Origin of the sequence: Streptomonospora mangrovi, assembly GCF_027604915.1 — a bacterium.
Lineage (GTDB): Bacteria > Actinomycetota > Actinomycetes > Streptosporangiales > Streptosporangiaceae > Streptomonospora > Streptomonospora mangrovi.
In genome coordinates, this window is the sequence record NZ_JAJAQC010000001.1 from 139,296 (window position 1) to 158,171 (window position 18,876).

Sequence of the window (18,876 nt, forward strand, 5' to 3'; positions counted from 1 at the left end):
GGTTGGGGCGAGGGCGGAGGCGCGTCGCGGCGCCGGCCGCCGGGGGCGACGAGGCGTCCGCCCCGGCGCCCCGGCGGGTCGCGGCGCCCGGTCCCGGCTACCGGGCGGCGCGCCGCCCCAGGAACACCGCCCCCAGGGCGGCGGCCGATCCGGCGAGCAGCACGGCGGCGAACATCGCGCCCAGGCCGGTGAACCCCAGCCCCACGGTGCCGGCGACCACCGGCGCCGCCGCGCTGGAGCCGATGTAGAGCCAGAAGCCGTACATCGCGCTGGCCCCGGCCAGGTGGTCGCCGGCGGCGGCGGTGGTGGCCTGCATCGCCGCCGGCAGTGCGACGGCGGTGGCGAACACGAACCCGCCCAGGAGCAGGGTGAACAGCGCGACCGAGCCGGCCAGCGGCACCGATGCGGCCGCCGCCCCGATCAGCAGCGCCGCCGCGGCGGCGCTCGCGGCCAGCCGGTGCGGCGGCGCCAGGCGCGCCAGCAGCGGCATGGCCAGGGGCGCGAGCAGGATGGCGGGCAGCCCGGTGGCGCGCAGGGTGAGCAGGGCCGCCGCGTCGCCGGCCACGCCCAGCGGGTCGGTGGGCCGCACGGCGGCGTAGACGCCGACGAACCCGAACAGCAGGGTCAGCGCCACCAGGTAGAAGGGCAGCAGCCGGGGCAGCAGCGCCGCCGTGAGCAGGCCCCGGTAGGCGGCGGCGAGCGGTGTGGCGCGGTCGCGCCCGTCGGGCACCAGCACCAGGCGCGCCAGCACGGCGACCCCGGCGGTGACCGCTCCCGAGGCGAGGAACGCGGCCGGCCATCCCCAGCGGTCGGCGATGACCTGCGCGGCCACCTGCGCCACCACCGCCGAGGCAAGGAACGCGCTGGTCAGCGCGGTGAACGCGTGCGCCCGGCGGGACGCGGGGATGGTGCGGGTGAGGTAGCCGATGGCGGTCGGCGCGAACGTGGCCGCCGCGCAGCCCTGGAGCGCGCGGGCGGCGATGACGGTCTCGGCGGTGGGCATGAGCGCGGTGACCACGGCGAACAGCGCCGTGGCGGCCAGGCCGGCGGCGATCAGCCGGCGGTGGCCGATGCGCGGGACCAGCGGCCCGAAGACGAGGAAGCCCAGGGCGTAGGCGGCGCCGAAGGCGGTGACGGTCCAACTGACGGTGGCGGTGCTCGCGCCGGTGTCGGCGGCGATGGGCGCCAGGAGGGGCAGGGCCAGGTAGAGCTGGCCGGTGATGACCAGGGCGGCCGCCGCGATCACCAGGATCTGCGGCAGCGGGCGCACGGCGGCCGGCGCGGCGGCCGGGGTCGCCTGCGTGCCGCCGGCGGGAGGGGCCGGCGGGCGTGTCTGGTTGAGCATGGCTCACATCTAAACCAACCAAACAGTTGGATGTCAATTGGCGGCGCGGGGCCTATGATGGGCGCCATGATGGCACCACGGGACAGCGCGGCCACCCGCCGCAAGCTGCTGGAGGCGGGGCGCGCGGAGTTCGCCGAGCACGGGATCGCCGGCGGGCGCATCGACCGCATCGCCGAGAGCGCGGGCGTGAACAAGGAGCGCGTCTACGGCCACTTCGGCAGCAAGGAGAAGCTGTTCCAGGCGGTGCTGGAGGCGGTCAAGGCCGAGCACGCCGCCACCCTGCCCGCGCCCGACGAGGACATCGGCGAGTGGGTGGGCCGGCTGTTCGACTCCCACGCGGCCAACCGCACGATGGTGCGGCTGATGATGTGGGAGGCGCTGTACTTCGAGGACCGCCCGCTGCCCGACGACACCGCGCGGGCCGACGTCTACGCCACCAAGGTCCTGGCGCTGGCGCGCAGCGCGGGCGTTGAGCCCGACAGCACGGCGGCCATGATGCTGCTGTGCCTGCTGGGCCTGGGCACCTGGCCGTTCGCGATGCCGCAGATGGCGCGGCTGATCATCGGCCCCCGCGCGCTCACCCCGGCCGGCCGGGCGGAGCTGCGCGCCCACGTGGTGGCCATGGCGAGTGCGGCGGTGGCGGGCACGGTGGGCGGCGCCGCGGGCGCCGGCGCCGCCCCGGCCGCCGCCGAGGAGGCCGAGGGGGTCGGGACGGCACCCGCGAGCGCGCCTGGTTCCAACGAATCAGTTGGCGGGTGAGGCGGGGGCCGACCCCACCCGCGCCACCCGGCCGGTGCGGGCGCTGTCCCGCGCCGCCTCGATGACCTCCAGGCCGTGCACCACCTCGTGCGGTTCCACCGGCACCGGCTCGCCCTCGCCCACCGCGTCGCGCACGGCGGCGTAGAAGGCGGGGTAGGCCCCGCGCTCGCTGGGCACGGCGCGCAGGTCGCCGTCAGTGCCCAGGCGGCCCCACGCCGTCTCTGGCTCCACGCCCCAGTCGGGGGCGTCGGGCCGCTCGCCGCGCCCCAGGCGGTCCTCCTGCCCGTCGAGCCCGTGGACGGTGAACGCCGCCCGGTCGCCCAGCACCCGGAAGCGCGGGCCCAACTGGGCGGCGACCGCGCTCATCCACAGGTGGGAGCGCACACCCCCGGCGTGGGTGAGGGCCAGGAAGGAGTCGTCGTCGGCGGGCGCGCCCCGGCGGGCGTCCAGTTCGGCGTAGACGGCCTCGACCGGCCCGAACAGGTTGACGGCCTGGTCGATGAGGTGGGGGCCGAGGTCGTAGAGGATCCCGGCGCCGGTGTCGGGGTCGCCGCTGTCGCGCCAGGTGCCCTTGGCGGCGGGCCGCCACCGCTCGAACCGCGACTCGAACCGGTGCACCCGGCCCAGCGCGCCCTCGTCGATGAGCTTCCACAGGGTCAGGAAGTCGGAGTCCCAGCGCCGGTTCTGGTAGACGGTCAGCACCTGCCCCAGCCCCTCGGCCAGGGCCACCAGCTCGCGCGCCTCGGCGGCCCGCAGCGCGAACGGCTTGTCCACGACCACCGCGAACCCGGCCTCCAGCGCGGCCCGCGCCAGCGGCGCGTGCGTCTCGTTGGGCGTGGTGACCACCGCGATGTCGATGTCGCCGCCGCGCTTCCACAGCTCCTCGGCCGACCCGACCACCTCGGTGTGCGGGTAGCGCGACCGCACCGCCGCCGCCCGCTCGGGGTTGCGGGTGACCACGGCCGACAGCCGCAGCCCGGGGGTGGTGTCGATCAGCGGGGCGTGGAACACCTCGCCGCCCTTGCCGTAGCCGATGACGGCGACGTGCAGTTCTCGTTCAGCGTCGTGCGCAGAGGTCATGCCTCCACCGTAGCCAGCGGCCGGGGTGCCCCCCGCGCCGCGGCACGCGGCGAGGGCGGCGCCGGGCTAGTTCGGGTTCACCCCGGTGGCGTCCACGGTCCACATCTGGAACACGCCGTCGCCGCCGGCGGCCAGGGCGGTGCCGTCGGGGTGGAACGCCACCGACCGCATGGAGTAGGAGTGGTAGGGCAGCAGCTCCTCGATCCGCTCCTGGCTCCCGGTGTCCCACACCGCGACACCGGGTCCGGCCGTGGCCAGCATCTCGCCGTTGGGGCTGTAGGCGACCGACCGGACCCCGCCGTCGTGGTGGAGTTCGGCGGTCTCCTCACCGGCCTCGACGTCCCACAGGCGCACCGCGCCGGCGTGCTCGGTCTCGGTTCCCACGGCGAGCGTGGCGCCGTCAGGGCTGAACGCCAGCGACATGACCTGGTCCTCGTGCTCGAAGGCGGCGGTCTCCTCGCCGCTTTCGACGTCCCACAGGCGGACGACGTCGTCGTTTCCTGCGGTGGCGATGAGGCCCCCGGCCGGGCTGAACGCCAGTGTGGTCACGTCGACGCCGTTGCCGCGCTCCTCCAGGGTGGCGGTCTCCTCACCGGTCTCGGCGTCCCACAGCTTCGAGGCGCCGTTGGCGGTGGCCACCAGGGCGCCGTCCGGGCTGTAGGCGATGGCCGTCGCCGAGGTGTCCAGCGTCGCGGCGTCCTCCTCGGATCCGGTGTCCCACAGCGCGACGTCCTCGAAGGAGTCGGCCAGGGCGAGCAGGCCGCCGTCCGGGCTGAACGCCACCCCGTTCACCATGCCTTCGCGCTCGACGGTGGTGACGAGTTCCCCGCTCCGGGCGTCCATCACGTGGAAGCCGGAGTCGCCGTTGACGACCGCCACCGTGCTCCCGTCGGGGTTGTAGGCCACCGAGAGCACTTCGACCGAGGGGTCGGGGAGCACGGCCTCGGGCCCCGGCGGGAACGGGACCGGCGTGCCGGCCGCGCCCTCGTCGGGCTCCTCGGTGCCGGACTCGCCGGTGGCGCCGGGGCCGTCCCCGGTGACCCCTGTTTCACCGAGCAGCAGGGTGGTGCCCCACACCACCGCTGTCGCGACGACGAGCAGCACCGCCATGGCGGCGCCGCCCAGGATCAGCCACAGCGGCGGGCGCCGGGAGGGTTTGGCGGCCGGGCGCGGCGGCGGGGCGCCGCCGAAGCCCGGGGGCGGGGGCACGGGGTGGTGCGGCCCCGCCGGGGGCGGGTCGCCGCCTTCGGGCGGACGCGCGGCGGGCGCGCCCTCGGCCGGACCGGCGCCGGAGTCCCGGAGGGCGCCGGGCTCGCCGCCGGCGGGAGCACGCGCCGCCGCGGCGGCGGCACCGGCGGCAGCGGCGGCCGCGCCGGCCTTCGGCACTTCGCCGGGGGCGTGCAGGACGCCCTCGGCGAACCGGGCGAGGATCGCGTCGGGGGTGGGCCGCGCGCCGGAGTCGCGGTTCCAGCAGTCGGCGATCAGCCCGCGCGTGAGCGGGTCGACGTCGCCGGGGTCGGGCGGCGGACCGGAGAGGCGCTGGACGGTCTCGGCCATGGTCTCGGCCTTGAAGGGGTTGGCCCCGGTGGCGGCGAAGGCGAGCACGGTCCCCAGCGAGAACACGTCGGAGGCCGGACCCACGCCGGAGCCGTCGACCTGCTCGGGCGACATGTAGGTCAGGGTGCCCACCACGGCGTCGTGGCCGGTCAGGGTCTCGGCGCCCAGCGACCGGGCGATGCCGAAGTCGATGATGCGCGGCCCGTCGTGGGTCATGATGACGTTGCCCGGCTTGAGGTCGCGGTGCACCAGCCCGCAGGCGTGGATCGCCTTGAGCCCTTCGGCCAGCCCGACCGCCAGGACGTGCAGCGCGGGCGCGGTGAGGGGGCCGTCGTCGCGGACGGCCTGGAACAGGCTGGGGCCGGGGATGTAGGCGGTGGCGACCCAGGGCGGGTCGGCCTCGACGTCGGCGTCCACGACCGGCGCGGTGTGGAACCCGCCCACCCGGCGGGCGGCGTCGACCTCGCGGGCGAACCGGGCGCGTGCCTGGCCCTGCTGGAGAAGGTCGGGCCGGATCACCTTGACGGCGAGGTGGCGCCCGGACAGGGTGGCGGCGAGGTAGACCTGGCCCATGCCGCCCGCGCCCAGGCGGCCCTGTAGCCGGTAGCCGCCGATGCTCGCGGGGTCGGTGGGCTCCAGGGGGAGCACGCGTCAGGCTCCTTCCGAGACGCTCGGGGACGGCCCGCGCCCGGCACTTGGAAACAAGGAACCTCAGCGCGGCCGGTCTCAGCCGCCCCTCACCCTAGCCACCCCCCGCCCACCCCGCACCGCATGTCACCGAACCGCAACAAACCGCGCCGAACCACCCACAGGGCCGGGGCAGCCGACGGCCCGGGTTGGCTTTGGGGGGCGCTGGTACCTCCGCCGGGGAGGGGCTACTGTCGGTCCGTTGGCGACAATGGCGACGCTGAGGAGTACCCCATGACCGAAGAACGCAGGCGCGACCCGAAGGCATCGACCAGGCCCGGCGAGGTGGGCTCCCCCACGGAGTTCGACGGCGCGCGCATCAGCCCCGAGAAGATGAGCGCCGCCCGCGACGCCATCGCGCTGGCCAAGAGCGCCGACCCGGCGGGGCGCGCTGCGGGCGAGGCGGCGGTGGCCCACCTCAACGACCGGCACCGCCAAGAGCAGGGCGTCGACCGGCAGAACCGGCGGCGCGGTACGACCGCCTGACCGCCTCCGGGTGGGGCGTCGCGGCGCGGTGGGGCGCGGCGCTCAGCCGATCTCCCACAGGCGGGCGGTGCCGTCCGCGTGGCCGGTGGCCAGGAGGGTGCCGTCCGGGCTGAAGGCCACCTGGTCGATCCGGCCCTCGGCCGGGAACGCGGCGGTCTCCTCCCAGGTCTGGGTGTCCCACAGGCGCGTGGTGCCGTCGTCGTCGCCGGTGGCCAGGAGGGTGCCGTCGGGGCTGAAGGCCGCCGCCGCCACCGATTGCCCCTCCGGGAGCGAGGCGGTCTCCGCGCCGGTGTCGGTGTCCCACAGTTGCAAGCCCCCGGTGACCGCGCCGGACCACCCACAGCGCCGGGGCGGTCGGCCCCAAGCCACTCGCCCCGAAGACGCTCCCGAGCTGTGTCACAGGGCACCTCCGCCCAGGATCACCGAAAGCCCGGACACCCTGGGCAATGCATCGCTACTTTCAGTGGGGATGCATCCCTCGATCAGTTAAGGAGCGGAATGTCTCTCCTTCAAGCGGCCGACCCGTGCGGCTACCGTGGACACATGGACAAGCACCTGGGCTACGGCAGCCTGTCTTCGCCCGAAGGACAGTTGACGGTACCTGACGCGGTGCGCCGGAAGCTTCGCCTGGACGATCCGCAGACCGTGGTGGAGTTCGTCGAGCGCGACGGTGAGATCGTCGCGCTTCCCCGGGTCGCCGTCCATCCCAATGACGTGTGGTTCTGGACCCCTGAGAGCCAGGCCGCCGAGAGGGAGGCGGACGAGGACATCGCCGCCGGGCGCACCACGTCCTTCGACAGCGAGGACGCTTTTCTGCACCACCTCGACAAGCTCGCGGGCCGCAAGCTGGGCGAGGATCGGTGAAGTTCGAGACCACCAGCACGTTCGACCGCCAGTTCTCCCGCTTGCCGGAACACCATCAGGATCAGTTCCACCACGCTCTCCGCGACTTCTTCCTGCCCGCGCTGAAAGCGGGCGCCCTGTCGGGCGAGGCACCATGGCCGACCCGGCTCCGCATCCATCGCCTCCAGGGCCGTGAGGTCTACTCCCTGACGTGGAGTTTCAAGCGTCCGGACGGCCGGGCCACGTTCCACTTCCGCAAGAACGAGGCAGGCGAACTAATACTCGTCTGGCGGCGAATCGGCGATCACACGATCTACAACGACCCGTGGCCCGCTTCTAGGCCGCCGTGGTTCATCTCAACGACTCCTGGTTTTGGGAGGAGGACCAGCAGGAGGCGGAGCGGGCAACGGATGCGGAGATCGCGGCCAGAGAGGCGGAGCCGGTGTCGCCGGTGGCGATCAGGCCGCTGTCGGGGCTGAACGCGATCGAGTTCACCGTGTCGTCGTGGCCGGTGAGGGTGGCGACGGGTTGGGGCGGAGTGGGGGATGGCGGCGGGCGCGGGACGCCGGCTCGGGTCGTGGTTCCAGCAGTCGGTGATCAGCGCGCGCGTGAGCGGGTCGGCGTCGCCGGGGTCGGGCGGCGGGCCGACGAGGCGGTGCACGGTCTCGGCCATGGTTGCGCCGTTGAACGGGTTGGCGCCGGTGGCGGCGAAGGCGAGCACGGTCCCCAGCGAGAACACGTCCGAGGCCGGCCCCACCCGCGAACCGTCGGTCTGCTCGGGCGACATGTAGGGCAGGGTGCCGAACACCGCCTCGCGGGTGGTCAGGCTCTCGGCGTCCAGCGGCCGGGCGATGCCGAAGTCGATGATGCGCGGGCCGTCGTCGCTGAGGATCACGTTGCCCGGCTTGAGGTCGCGGTGCACCAGCCCGCTGGCGTGCACCGCCTGGAGCCCTTCGGCCAGACCGACGACCAGGGTGTGCAGGTCGGGCGGGGTGATGGGGCCGTGGGCGCGGACCCGCTGGTGGAGCGTCGGGCCGGGGATGTAGGCGGTGGCGATCCAGGGCGGCGCGGACTCCAGGTCGGCGTCCACGACCGAGGCCGTGTGGAACCCGCCCACCAGGCGCGCGGCATCGACCTCGCGGGCGAAGCGGGCGCGGAAGCCCCGGTCCTGGACCAGGCCGGAGCGGATGACCTTGACGGCGACCTGGCGCCCGGAGGCGGTGCGGCCGAGGTAGACCCGGCCCATCCCGCCCTCGCCCAGGCGGTGGGTACAGGCGGAAGGGGCCGATGCGCGCGGGGTCGGACGGCTCCAGCGGCTCCACGCCGGCACCCTCCCTTCCAGGGCGCCCGCGGCGGCCCGGAGCCCAGCCCGTCCCGCCGCGGCGCGGCGGAGCGCCCTCATCGTAGCCGCGCCGGGTCCGGGCGCCCACCCCGCGTCACCGGATCGCAACCACCCGCGCGGGCGCCGGAAGCCCCGGCCCCGCAGGGATCCCCCGGCCTCCGGCGCCCCCTGGCGGCTCCCGGACGCACGCGCGGGGCCGCCGGCCCCCCGGACCGGCGGCCCCGCGCTTGTTATGCGGGCTGCGGCGCCGCTCAGGCGGCCAGCCGCTCGCGCGCCTCGGCCGGGCTCAGCGCCAGGTCCAGCACCTCGCGGACGTCGCTCACCGCGTGCACGGTCAGTTGGTCCAGGACGTCCTGGGGGACGTCGTCGAGGTCGGGCTCGTTGCGCGAGGGGATCAGCACCGTGGTGATCCCCGCCCGGTGGGCGGCGAGCAGCTTCTGCTTGACCCCGCCGATGGGCAGGACGCGGCCGGTGAGCGAGACCTCGCCGGTCATGGCGACGTCGGCGCGCGCCGGGCGGCCCGACAGCAGCGACGCCAGGGCGGTGGTCATGGTGACACCGGCGCTGGGGCCGTCCTTGGGGATCGCGCCCGCCGGGACGTGCAGGTGCACGCCGCGCTCCTTGAGGTCGCCCACCGGCAGTTCCAGTTCGGCGCCGCGCGACCGCAGGTAGGACAGCGCGATCTGCGCGGACTCCTTCATGACGTCGCCGAGCTGGCCGGTGAGGGTGAGCCCGCCGGCGCCCGACTCGGGGTCGGCCAGGGACGCCTCCACGAACAGCACGTCGCCGCCGGTGCCGGTGACCGCCAGCCCCGTGGCCACGCCCGGCACCGAGGTGCGCTCGGCGGTCTCGGGGGTGTGCTTGGGCCGGCCGATGAAGTCCCGCAGGCCCTCGGCGCCCACGCGCAGCGGCAGCTCCCGCTCGCCCAGGGCCACGCCCGCCGCGACCTTGCGCAGCACGCGCGCCACGGTGCGCTCCAGACCGCGCACGCCGGCCTCGCGGGTGTACTCGGCCGCGATGGAGCGCAGCGCGTCCTCGCCGAACTCCACCTCGCCGGGCTCCAGGCCCGCCCGCTCAAGCTGCCGGGGCAGCAGGTGGTCGCGGGCGATCACGACCTTCTCGTCCTCGGTGTAGCCGTCGAGCTGCACCAGCTCCATGCGGTCCAGCAGCGGCCCGGGGATGGTCTCCAGCGCGTTGGCGGTGGCCAGGAAGACGACGTCGGAGAGGTCGAGGTCGACCTCCAGGTAGTGGTCGCGGAACGTGTGGTTCTGCGCGGGGTCCAGCACCTCCAGCAGCGCGGCCGTGGGGTCGCCCCGGAAGTCGGTGCCGACCTTGTCGATCTCGTCCAGGAGCACGACCGGGTTCATGGAGCCGGACTCCTTGATCGCCCGCACGATGCGGCCCGGCAGCGCGCCGACGTAGGTGCGCCGGTGGCCGCGGATCTCGGCCTCGTCGCGCACGCCGCCCAGCGCCACGCGGGTGAAGTTGCGGCCCATGGCGCGGGCCACGGACTCCCCCAGCGAGGTCTTGCCCACGCCGGGCGGGCCGACCAGGGCGAGCACGGCGCCGCTGCGCCGCCCTCCGACCACGCCCAGGCCCCGCTCCTCGCGGCGCTTGCGCACGGCCAGGTACTCAACGATGCGCTCCTTGACGTCATCGAGGCCGGCGTGGTCGGCGTCGAGGACCTCCCGCGCGCCCACGATGTCGTAGGAGTCGTCGGTGCGGGTGTTCCACGGCATGTCCAGGACGGTGTCGAGCCAGGTGCGGATCCAGCCGGACTCCGGCGAGGAGTCGCCGGCCCGCTCCAGCTTGTCGACCTCGGCCAGCGCCGCCTTGCGGACGTGGTCGGGCAGGTCGGCGGCCTCGACGCGCTCGCGGTAGTCGTCCTCCTCGCTGTCGGGCTTGCCGTCGAGCTGGTTCAGCTCCTTGCGGATGGCCTCCATCTGGCGGCGCAGCAGGAACTCGCGCTGCTGCTTCTCGACGCCCTCCTGGACGTCCTGGTCGATGGTCTCGGCGACGTCCAGCTCGGCCAGGTACTCGCGGGTCCACTCGCTCAGCAGCCGCAGCCGCTCGGCGACGTCGTAGGTCTCCAGCAACTGGAGCTTCTGCGCGGTCTTGAGGAACGGGGAGTAGCCGCCGCGGTCGGCGAGGCGGCCCGGGTCGTCGAGCTGCTGGATGCCGTCGAGGATCTGCCACGCTCCGCGCTTTTGCAGGTAGGTGGTGAGCAGGGTCTTGTACTCGCGGGCCTGCTCCAGGACCTTGCCGGGGTAGCCGCCCTCGGGGGCGACGTCGGTGTGGACCTCGGCGGAGACCCACAGGGCCGCGCCGGGGCCGGTGGTGCCGCTGCCGACCCGCGCGCGGGCGGTGCCGCGCAGCACGGCGGCCGGTTCGCCCTCGGGGGTGCGGCCGACCTGCTCCACGACGGCGACGGTGCCGATGGCGGCGTAGTTGCCGTCGACGCGGGGCACGATGAGCACGCGCGGCTTGCCCGTGGACCGGATCCCGGGAACCCGCGCGGCGCCTTCGCCTCCGGCCCGGGCGGCGTCGATGGCGGCGCGCACCTCGGAGTCGGAGATGTCCACCGGCACGACCATGCCGGGGAGGACGACGTCCTCGTCGAGGGGAAGCACCGGGAACGTCGCACTGGACTGCGCTTCAGTCATCAGACCCTCCTTGTTGAGTCACTAACACTCAATAAACGAGAGTCCGGGTTTGTTCCCCGCATCGTGTTCGCCGTGAGCGATGCGGGCGTCGGCCCCGGTCGGCGGCCCCCGTGGTCGGCCCCGCGCGGCCCGCGCGGCTCAGCGCACAAGGCCGGCCCGGTAGGCGATCACCACCAACTGGGCGCGGTCGCGGGCGTGCAGCTTGACCATGGCGCGGCTGACGTGGGTGCGGGCGGTGGCCGGGCTGACCACCAGCCGCTCGGCGATCTCGGCGTTGGAGAGCCCCTCGCCGACCAGCGCCAGCACCTCCCGCTCCCGCTCGGTCAGCTCGCGCAGCTCCGGGCGCGGGGTGTCGCGGGGCACGCGCGAGACGAACGTGGAGATCACGCTGCGGGTCACCGAGGGCGACAGCAGCGACTCCCCGGCGGCGGCCAGCCGGATGGCGCGCAGCAGCTCGGTGGGCTCGCTGTCCTTGATGAGGAACCCGGCGGCGCCGGCGCGCAGCGCGTCGAAGACGTACTCGTCCAGCTCGAAGGTCGTCAGCACCACCACGCGCGTGGCGGCCAGCCGGTCGTCGGCGGCGATCTCGCGCAGCGCGGCGATGCCGTCCATCACCGGCATGCGCACGTCCATCAGCAGCACGTCGGGGTGCTCGCGGCGCACCAGCTCGACCGCCTCGCGGCCGTCGGCGGCCTCGCCGACCGCCTCCAGGTCGTCCTCGGCCTCGATCAGCACGCGCAGGCCCATGCGCACGAGCGCCTGGTCGTCCACGATCCCCACCCGCACGGCCGTCACCTCTCACCTCGCGGCAGCTCGGCGCGTACGGCGAACCCGCCCTCGGGGCGCGGCCCCGCCGCCAGCCGCCCGCCGACGGCGCGGGCGCGTTCGCGCATCCCGGCGATCCCGCCGCCCTCGGCGGGCGGCGACCCCGGGCGGGCCGGGCCGGTGTCGGTGATCTCCACGGTGACCTCCTTGGGCCGGTAGGCGACGGCGACGGTGGCGCCGGCGCCGCCGGCGTGGCGCACCACGTTGGTCAGCGCCTCCTGGACGATGCGGTAGGCGGCGTGGTCGACCGCCGCCGGGAGGGCGGCGCGCTCGCCCTCGACGCGGACCTCGACGGTCCGACCGGCCGAGGCGATGCCCGCGACCAGGTCGTCCAGCCGGTCCAGGCCGGGCGGCGGCTCGCGGGTGTCGGCGGGCGCGCCGCCCTCGGGGGTGCGGAACACCGCGAGCGTGCCGCGCAGCTCCTCCAGGGCGTCCTTGCTGGTCTGGCGGATGGCCTCCAGCGCCGGCTGGGCGCGCTCGGGCCGCTTGTCCAGCACGTGCAGGGCCACCCCGGCCTGCATGTTGATGACCGACAGGCTGTGCCCGACGACGTCGTGCACCTCGCGGGCGATGCGCAGCCGCTCCTCGTAGACAGAGCGGCTCAGCTCCTGGGCGCGCTCGCGGCGCAGGTTCTCGCGGCGGGACCGCACGATGACGCCCAGCGCCGCCGGCCCCAGCAGCAGCGCCAGCGAGACGACCAGGTCGGCCACCGCCTGGACGGTCGCCAGCCCGAGGTAGGGCTGGTCCAGGCGCAGGGCGAGGAAGACGGGGACGCCCAGGACCGTCAGCGGCAGCCACCGCCGGGGCGGCAGGCGCACCGCGAGGGTGTAGGCGCACAGCATGGGCGCCAGCACGATCGGGCCGCCCGAACCCAGGACGCCGAAGGCCACCGCCACGGCCGCCATCGCGGCGGTGAAGGCGGAGCGGGGGTACAGGCGGCGCACGGCAAGCGCGGCGACGACCACCGCGACGCAGACGTAGACGACGGCGGGCGCAGGCTCCAGGTCGGGCGGCGGCCCGGTCCAGGGCGGCCCGGCGGGGTCGGGCCCGCGCCCGCCGCGCTCGGCCCAGGCGCCCTGGGCGTGCACGCCAGCCAAAGACACTGCGCCGACGGCCAGCGCCACGGGGACGTCGAGCAGCAGCGGCCGCGCGGCGCGCCGCCGCCGGGGCGCGGGGTGCCCGCTGTCTCCGTGGCCGTTCACACGCCCGACACTAGCCCGCGCCGGGGCGCGTGGGCGTCCCCCGCGCTGCGTATCCGCCGTGGTGCGCGGGGCGTAGCAGGGGTGCGCGCGAAGGCGCGCGGACACGCGCGGTCCCCGGCGCGGCGCGGGGCCGCGCCGGGGGCCGGCGGGGACGGGGGTCGGAAGGGCTCGGGAAGGAGCGGGAGAGGGCGGCGGCAGGGGCCGGTCAGCGGACCCCGGCCTCGGGCGCCACCGCGTCGTCCAGGTCGCGGCCCCGGGTCTCGCGGGAGGCCAGCACCGCCACCAGGGTGAGGACGCAGGCCCCGGCCACGTACACCGACACCGGGAAGCCCGAGCCGAACCGCGCCAGCAGCCAGGTCGCGATCAGCGGCGCCAGGCCGCCGGCGGCGATGGAGGCCAACTGGTAGCCGATGGAGGCACCGGAGTAGCGCGTGCGGGTGCCGAACAGCTCGGAGAAGAACGCCGCCTGCGGTCCGTACATCGCGGCGTGCAGGACCAGGCCGACGCCGGCGGCGGCCAGCACCATGCCGAAGCTCCCGCCGTCGATGATCGGGAAGAACGCGAACGCCCACAGCCCGGTGCTGACGGCGCCGAACGCGATGACGGGTCGGCGCCCGAACCTGTCGGACAGGGCACCCCAGACGGGCACCACCACGAGCTGCACCGCCGAGGCCACCAGCAGCGCGTTGAGCACGGTGCCGCGCTCCACCCCGGCCTCCTCCACGGCGTAGACCAGGATGAACGCGGTGATGACGTAGTAGGAGATGTTCTCCGCCAGGCGCACGCCCATGGCCACCAGCACCTCGCGCCAGTGGCGGCGCAGCACGTCCACGATGGGCGCGCGCTCGGTGACGCCGGCGCGCGACCGCGCCTCCTCGGCGCGGCGGGCCGCCGCCTGGAAGACCGGGGACTCCTCGACCGCCAGGCGCACATAAAGACCGATGAGCACCAGCACGCCCGAGAGCAGGAACGGGATGCGCCAGCCCCACGACTCGAACGTCGAGTCGGCCATGGTGGCGGCCAGCACGGCGAGGACGGCGGTGGCCAGCAGGTTGCCGCAGGGCACCCCGGCCTGCGGCCAGGAGGCCCAGAACCCGCGCCGCCGGGGGTCGCCGTGTTCGGAGACCAGCAGCACCGCGCCACCCCACTCGCCGCCCAGCGCGAAGCCCTGGACCAGCCGCAGTGCGATCAGCAGCAGGGGCGCGGCCACGCCGAGGGTGGCGTAGCCGGGCAGCAGGCCGATGGCGAAGGTGGAGGCGCCCATCAGCAGCAGGCTGATGACCAGCAGCCGCTTGCGGCCGACGCGGTCGCCGTAGTGGCCGAAGACCAGGCCGCCGAGCGGGCGCGCCACGAAACCGATGGCGTAGGTGCCGAAGGCGAGCAGGATGCCGGTCAGCGGATCGGACTCCGGGAAGAACACGGCCCCGAAGACGAGCGCCGCCGCCGATCCGTAGAGGAAGAAGTCGTACCACTCGACGGTGGTGCCGATGAGGCTGGAGACGACGACCTTCGCGAACGACCCGCGAGGCGGCGCCGGAGGTTCGGTGGGCGGTGGAACGGGGGAACCGGGTACAGACATGGGCTCGACTTCCGTGCGACGGGGAACTGCGGAAGCAGCAGGGGCAAGCATCGTAAAAGCCCCAATGTGAGCCAGACCATGGCGAGAGGACACCCATGGCGGTACCGGTTCATGTGCCCCCGCCACACCCGACGGCGGCCGCTGAGGGCCGGGGACCGGCCCGCGCGCGAGGAGCACGGCGTGCCCCGGCCCCCGTACGGTCAGGCAGGTGTGGAAGCCTCTGCCTCGCAGTGGAAGCACATCACCGAGTGCTCCACCACCTCGCCGTTCTCGAACCGCTGACCCACCCTGACGGCGTACTCGTCGCACTCAGGGCACGAAAAAGGACCGGACTCGTCGTCCTCCTTCACGCGGCGGAGGATGTCATTCCACTCATCGTCATTCATGCCGGGACCCTACCGCTCGCCGGGGACATCGACTGAGGCTGCGATTCCAAGGATCCTCCCCGCATGCGCGGGGAGCACGGGTTCGAGGCGGAGGCGTCGTCAATCTCGACGGGACCATCCCCGCGTGCGCGGGGAGCACCGCCGGTCGGCCCTTCCGCGTCAGCGGAAGTAGGGACCATCCCCGCGTGCGCGGGGAGCACCCGGATCCGCGCCAGCTCCGTCTGGTGCTCGGCGGACCATCCCCGCGTGGGAGGGGACCGGGTTTGGGGCGGCATCCGGTCGGGGTGCCGCCCCTTCGCACGTCGGGAGTGGTGCCGCTGACCTGGGCCGATGTCTGCGCGATGAACGCGCGGCGGCGGGCGTGTCGCATCGGTGAGCGTCGATACGCACCGGTGCTCGTCCTTCCCGGGCCATACACGGGCCACCAAGGCGACGCGCCACGGCGGGTCCGCCCTGGTGAGACGAGGGGGATGGGCCGGTGGCGACCCAGAGCGGGGCAAGGCCCATCGCTCTGGGGAGTAGCCGGCGCATCCCCCGGCGCCACCGTCCGGCGGCGCGGCGTGGCTCGATGCCGCGCCGTGCCGCGTCCCGCCGGGTGTGAGGGCGTACGGATGTGGTCACGGCGCGGCTCGGGGTGGGAGGCGCGGGGGCCGCACGCTGGCCCGGCGGGGCGGGCTGGCGTGCCTGCCCCCGTGGTGCCCGCCTGGCCCCCGCGCCGTCGGGTCCCGCCGCGAGCTGTGCGCCGTGGCGACATCCGGCCGCCCGACCCTTGCGGCGCACGCCGCGCCCCCGCGTACTCCTATTACCTGAGCACACGAGAACGGGGGACCGACCCTTGCGGGCCGGTCCCCCGTGGGGCCGTGTTAGGCGTCGGTGTCCTCCTGGTCCTCGGGCATGAACTCGGCGACGGCCTCCAGGATCAGGGGGCGGGCCTCGGGGGGGCACGCCCATGCCAGCCGCAGCCCGGCTTGTACGTCCTCGGGCTCGGGGCTGGCCAGGAGCCAGGCCGTACGATCGGCGATGCGGTGAAGAGCGGTTGTGGTCGTGGCGGTCGTGGTGTCGGCGGCCATGGTGCCTCCCGGGGGGTCGGTGGTGGGTGACGGGGGCCGTCTCCGATCGGCCCGGGGGCCGGGGGGCCAACAGTGGAGCACCCTACTGTCTGACCGACTGTTGGCCCCCCGGTGTCCGGGCTGATAGGCCCGGTGAGTCAGCCGCCTCCGGCCCCCGAGAGCGCCGCCGCCACCACGGTCGGGACGGCTGCGCGCCGGTCACTGTGGCGCCGGGCGGTCTCCATACGCGTGCCGACCGCGGCGTGCGGCAAAGGGCGGATGGGTGCGGCCCCGGTCTGGGTGACCGGGGCCGTCTGGTGGTGTGCCCCTGCGGGGCGGGCGTCCGCTGCGGTGAGCGGCGCTGTGACCAGGGTGGCGCGTCCGGCGGGTGTGCGTCGATCGGTGCTGCGCGCCTGTGGATAACCCCGCGCGGGCTGGTCGGCGGCGGCTCTGCCGGCCGAAGCGGAGCGCAGGCCGGAGCCGCTGACCTGCGGGATGGTCCGGGCTGGTGGTGTGGGGCTTCGCGCGGGCGGGCCGTCGTCTTGATCGTGTAGGGAAAGTTCTCACACAAACGCCCGCCCGAGCGTGTCCCTGTCGGGGTGGCTCGGGCGGGCGCTTAGCGGTCGGGGTCGGGCGCTAGGCGGCTACCGGCATGGGTCGCCTAGCGGTGACCTCGGCTCGCTGGGGTCCGGGGCGGACCGGGCTGGTCCATGTGGCGCCGCCGCCGGTGCTGGAAGCGGTGACCCGGCGCGGGCCGGAGCGGGGGTGCTGGCGCCTGGTGGGCGCGGGGGTAGGGCTGTACGGTGCTGTCAACGCAACTCTCCTTTGGGTTGTACGGCGGCCCGGTGTGTCCTGGCAGGGAGTCCGGGCCGTGGGACGGGCCGCCTCGCCGTGTGACGGGGCGGCCCTGTTTGTGTGCGCGGCGGCTGTCGCCCCCTCCGACGTCAGCCGCCGCGCTGGGATGCCTCGCCGCGAAGCAAGGCGGTGATCTGGTCGGCGTCATAGCGCCGGTGTCCGCCGACTGTGAAGACCACGCGTAGGTGGCCGCGCTTCGCCCATCGCGTGACGGTCTTGGGGTCCACGCGGAGAATCTCGGCGACCTCGTTGCGGGTGTACAGGCGGCGCTGCTGGCGGTCCGCTTGATCCCAGGCGTCAACGTCCTCAGCGACGAATAGCAGCCGCCCCCCGGGGGTCTTGACCGTGCGAAACTGGCCGTTGTGTGCCCAGTCCCGGACGGTTCTTGGGGTGACCCCAAAGCGGCTCTGAATTTCGGCGGAGGTGTAGAAGCGGGTAGAGGGGGTGTCCATGGTCTCCGTGGGGGTGTGTGACACCCCCGCCCGCTGGGGGTCTTGCCGTGGTCACGGGCGGGGGTGGTCTGTGTGCGGTCGGGTGTCATTGGCCGTGCGGCTGCGCTTCCCGGCCGCGTCGGAACGGTTAGCTTTCGGGGTCGCAGTCGGCTAGTTCCATCTGGTCCGCGAGGTAACCCCAATTGCCCGCCGTGACTTTGACGTCGGGGTTGTCCCTGCGTGCGGCCACGCACTGGAACTCCTCGAAGGAGATGCGCCAACGCTGGCCGAACTCCGCGAGCATCCATTGCGGTGGGCGTGGGGCGTTCACTGGTCTGCCTCCTCGGTCTGCTCTGCGGCGACGATGACTCGGCGCAGCGTGGCGAGATCGGCCACGGCGAAGTATCCGAAGTCGGTGCAATGGGCGTGGAAAAGCACTTCGCCGCGCTCGTCGGCGTCGTAGGTGATAGCCCATCGCGGGTGCCTGACGGTGAGGTCGGCAAGGACCGCGTAGGTGTCTGGGTCGATGGGCGGCGGCGTATAGCGGCGCGTGGCTTCCATGGCGATCACCGGGCCGTGGCCGTGTTGCGCTCCATCCAAGCGCGCACGAGAGGGCCGAGGTCGGCCCTCAGATCGTCAAGGCCATCTCCGCGAACAATGGTCTGGCGCTTTTCGTGGGCGACTAGCCACGGACCGATGCGGGGTTCGACCACTCGGGCGCTCAGCGACCACAGCGTTTCCAACGCCCTTGCGGTGTCGGCGGGGCGCTTGGAGCGGCGTGGACGCCGATGCCGTCCGGCGCGCGTAGGCGAAGCGGGCGTCTCCGGCGTAAGGGGTCGTATAGGGTGCGGCATGGGTTTCCACCTGGCTTCTCAGGTTGGGGCTCACGGCCCTGTCGGCGGCTGCACGCTGACAGGGCTTCTCTATGTCCGCCTGCCGCCTCCCCCGCAGGTCGGCGGCAGACTAGGATGCTATATATACCGTATATATACATGAGCCGAAAGGGGCTCCCCCAAACTCAGGAGAGAATGTGACGATGGACAGACCCGACCCGCCATACCGCGTCATCGCCGACTCGCTGCGTGATCAAATCTCCTCCGGGGAACTCGCCCCCGGTGCGCGTCTGCCGTCGATGGCTGCACTCGCTGAGCACCATGGGGTCAGCCCTCGGACAGCACAGAAGGCGCTTCAGCAACTGCGTGGGGAAGGGCTGGTACACATCACGCAGAAGGGCGCGACAGTCCGTACCGCACCCCGCGCTCTCCCGCTCGCCCCGGAACGCACAGGCACACTTGACGTGCCTGACCGCGACCACATCGCGGTGACGGGTGCCGGGGTGGTACCGATGCTGCCGTCTGTGGGCGCCGCGCTCGGCGTCAATGCGGATGGATTGAACCGCACCGTGGTGCGCAGAGAGAGCATTACGCGTCGTGAGGGTGTGCCGTACAGGTTGGCGGTGAGTTGGACTCACCCGTCCTTCACAGCGGCAGCGCCCGAATTGCTTCAAGGGACGCCGATACCGAATCTCTTGGCAGTGATCGCGACCCGGTGCGGCCGTAGGGCAGACCACGGACGCGACTACTGGGAGTCTCGGACGTGCGATCGCCGCGAAGCTGGCGCGTTGGAAGTGCCTGTGGGATCAGCCGTCCTGGCTGGAGCGTCGGTCTACAGCGACAGCACCGGACCGATCCTCTACTACGAGTGGGTAGCTCCACCGCATCGCGCAGTAACGATGGACTACTCCTTGAGCGTGCCCTAGCAACACTCCCTCTTCTCCCCCCTTCGGC

Annotated in this window: 17 protein-coding genes and 1 pseudogene; 4 read left to right on the forward strand and 14 right to left on the reverse strand. The window is 74.0% G+C overall.

Annotation, left to right across the window (positions count from 1 at the left end; translation table 11 throughout):
• Positions 1-97: 97 nt before the first annotated feature.
• On the reverse strand, positions 98-1,345 hold the full coding sequence (locus LG943_RS00605; protein WP_270070129.1) for an MFS transporter: 1,248 nt from the start codon (positions 1,343-1,345) through the stop codon (positions 98-100).
• 66 nt (positions 1,346-1,411) lie between these two features.
• On the opposite strand from LG943_RS00605, the gene LG943_RS00610 reads away from it, so the two are divergent.
• Positions 1,412-2,104, forward strand: a complete 693-nt coding sequence (locus LG943_RS00610; protein WP_270070130.1) for a TetR family transcriptional regulator — start codon at positions 1,412-1,414, stop codon at positions 2,102-2,104.
• On the opposite strand, the gene LG943_RS00615 is transcribed toward LG943_RS00610, so the two are convergent.
• Both LG943_RS00615 and LG943_RS00620 read right to left on the reverse strand, forming a co-directional pair.
• Entirely contained in the window at positions 2,090-3,184 is a 1,095-nt protein-coding gene (locus tag LG943_RS00615) for a Gfo/Idh/MocA family oxidoreductase (RefSeq protein ID WP_270070131.1), read from the reverse strand. The two genes, LG943_RS00610 and LG943_RS00615, sit on opposite strands and share 15 nt — an antisense overlap.
• Positions 3,185-3,250: 66 nt before the next feature.
• Positions 3,251-5,389, reverse strand: coding sequence for a serine/threonine-protein kinase (locus LG943_RS00620; RefSeq protein WP_270070132.1), 2,139 nt, complete (start codon positions 5,387-5,389; stop codon positions 3,251-3,253).
• Positions 5,390-5,662: 273 nt separating this feature from the next.
• Between LG943_RS00620 and LG943_RS00625 the strand changes: the two genes are divergently transcribed.
• Positions 5,663-5,914, forward strand: a complete 252-nt coding sequence (locus LG943_RS00625) for a hypothetical protein (RefSeq protein ID WP_270070133.1) — start codon at positions 5,663-5,665, stop codon at positions 5,912-5,914.
• A gap of 42 nt (positions 5,915-5,956) precedes the next feature.
• Here the strand turns inward: LG943_RS00625 and LG943_RS00630 are convergent, their stop codons facing one another.
• Positions 5,957-6,226 carry a WD40 repeat domain-containing protein gene (locus tag LG943_RS00630; protein ID WP_270070134.1) on the reverse strand — a complete coding sequence of 90 codons (270 nt, stop codon included), beginning with the start codon at positions 6,224-6,226 and terminating at the stop codon, positions 5,957-5,959.
• Positions 6,227-6,457: 231 nt separating this feature from the next.
• On the opposite strand from LG943_RS00630, the gene LG943_RS00635 reads away from it, so the two are divergent.
• Positions 6,458-6,778: an AbrB/MazE/SpoVT family DNA-binding domain-containing protein gene (locus tag LG943_RS00635; RefSeq protein WP_270070135.1), complete on the forward strand. Its 321-nt coding sequence runs from the start codon at positions 6,458-6,460 to the stop codon at positions 6,776-6,778.
• A 292-nt stretch (positions 6,779-7,070) separates the two neighbouring features.
• On the opposite strand, the gene LG943_RS00640 is transcribed toward LG943_RS00635, so the two are convergent.
• The 10 genes and pseudogenes from LG943_RS00640 to LG943_RS00685 all read right to left on the reverse strand — a co-directional run bounded on the left by LG943_RS00640 (position 7,071) and on the right by LG943_RS00685 (position 17,659).
• A complete protein-coding gene (locus LG943_RS00640; RefSeq protein ID WP_270070136.1) occupies positions 7,071-8,003 on the reverse strand; it encodes a serine/threonine-protein kinase in 933 nt (310 codons plus the stop codon).
• 347 nt (positions 8,004-8,350) lie between these two features.
• Positions 8,351-10,762 carry an endopeptidase La gene (gene lon / locus LG943_RS00645; protein ID WP_270070137.1) on the reverse strand — a complete coding sequence of 804 codons (2,412 nt, stop codon included), beginning with the start codon at positions 10,760-10,762 and terminating at the stop codon, positions 8,351-8,353.
• Positions 10,763-10,900: 138 nt separating this feature from the next.
• Entirely contained in the window at positions 10,901-11,557 is a 657-nt protein-coding gene (locus LG943_RS00650; protein WP_270070138.1) for a response regulator, read from the reverse strand.
• A complete protein-coding gene (locus LG943_RS00655; RefSeq protein ID WP_270070139.1) occupies positions 11,554-12,789 on the reverse strand; it encodes a sensor histidine kinase in 1,236 nt (411 codons plus the stop codon). The genes LG943_RS00650 and LG943_RS00655 overlap by 4 nt, the downstream gene beginning before the upstream one ends.
• Before the next feature lie 205 nt (positions 12,790-12,994).
• Positions 12,995-14,368, reverse strand: a complete 1,374-nt coding sequence (locus LG943_RS00660) for an MFS transporter (RefSeq protein ID WP_270070140.1) — start codon at positions 14,366-14,368, stop codon at positions 12,995-12,997.
• 200 nt (positions 14,369-14,568) lie between these two features.
• The gene (locus LG943_RS00665) at positions 14,569-14,754 is read right to left on the reverse strand and encodes a hypothetical protein (protein ID WP_270070141.1); all 186 of its coding nucleotides are present in this window, start codon (positions 14,752-14,754) and stop codon (positions 14,569-14,571) included.
• A gap of 863 nt (positions 14,755-15,617) precedes the next feature.
• Positions 15,618-15,824, reverse strand: a complete 207-nt coding sequence (locus LG943_RS00670; protein ID WP_270070142.1) for a hypothetical protein — start codon at positions 15,822-15,824, stop codon at positions 15,618-15,620.
• A gap of 923 nt (positions 15,825-16,747) precedes the next feature.
• Complete coding sequence (locus LG943_RS00675) at positions 16,748-16,921, reverse strand: helix-turn-helix domain-containing protein (RefSeq protein WP_270070189.1); 174 nt, start codon at positions 16,919-16,921, stop codon at positions 16,748-16,750.
• 39 nt (positions 16,922-16,960) lie between these two features.
• A pseudogene (locus tag LG943_RS00680) lies at positions 16,961-17,110 on the reverse strand (helix-turn-helix domain-containing protein); the annotation flags it as partial.
• Between the two features lie 306 nt (positions 17,111-17,416).
• Positions 17,417-17,659 (reverse strand): hypothetical protein, encoded by a 243-nt coding sequence (locus tag LG943_RS00685; protein ID WP_270070143.1) that lies wholly within the window; start codon positions 17,657-17,659, stop codon positions 17,417-17,419.
• A 466-nt stretch (positions 17,660-18,125) separates the two neighbouring features.
• Here LG943_RS00685 and LG943_RS27725 point away from each other — a divergent pair, with 466 nt between their 5' ends.
• Positions 18,126-18,848, forward strand: a complete 723-nt coding sequence (locus tag LG943_RS27725; RefSeq protein ID WP_408648515.1) for a GntR family transcriptional regulator — start codon at positions 18,126-18,128, stop codon at positions 18,846-18,848.
• Positions 18,849-18,876: the final 28 nt, after the last annotated feature.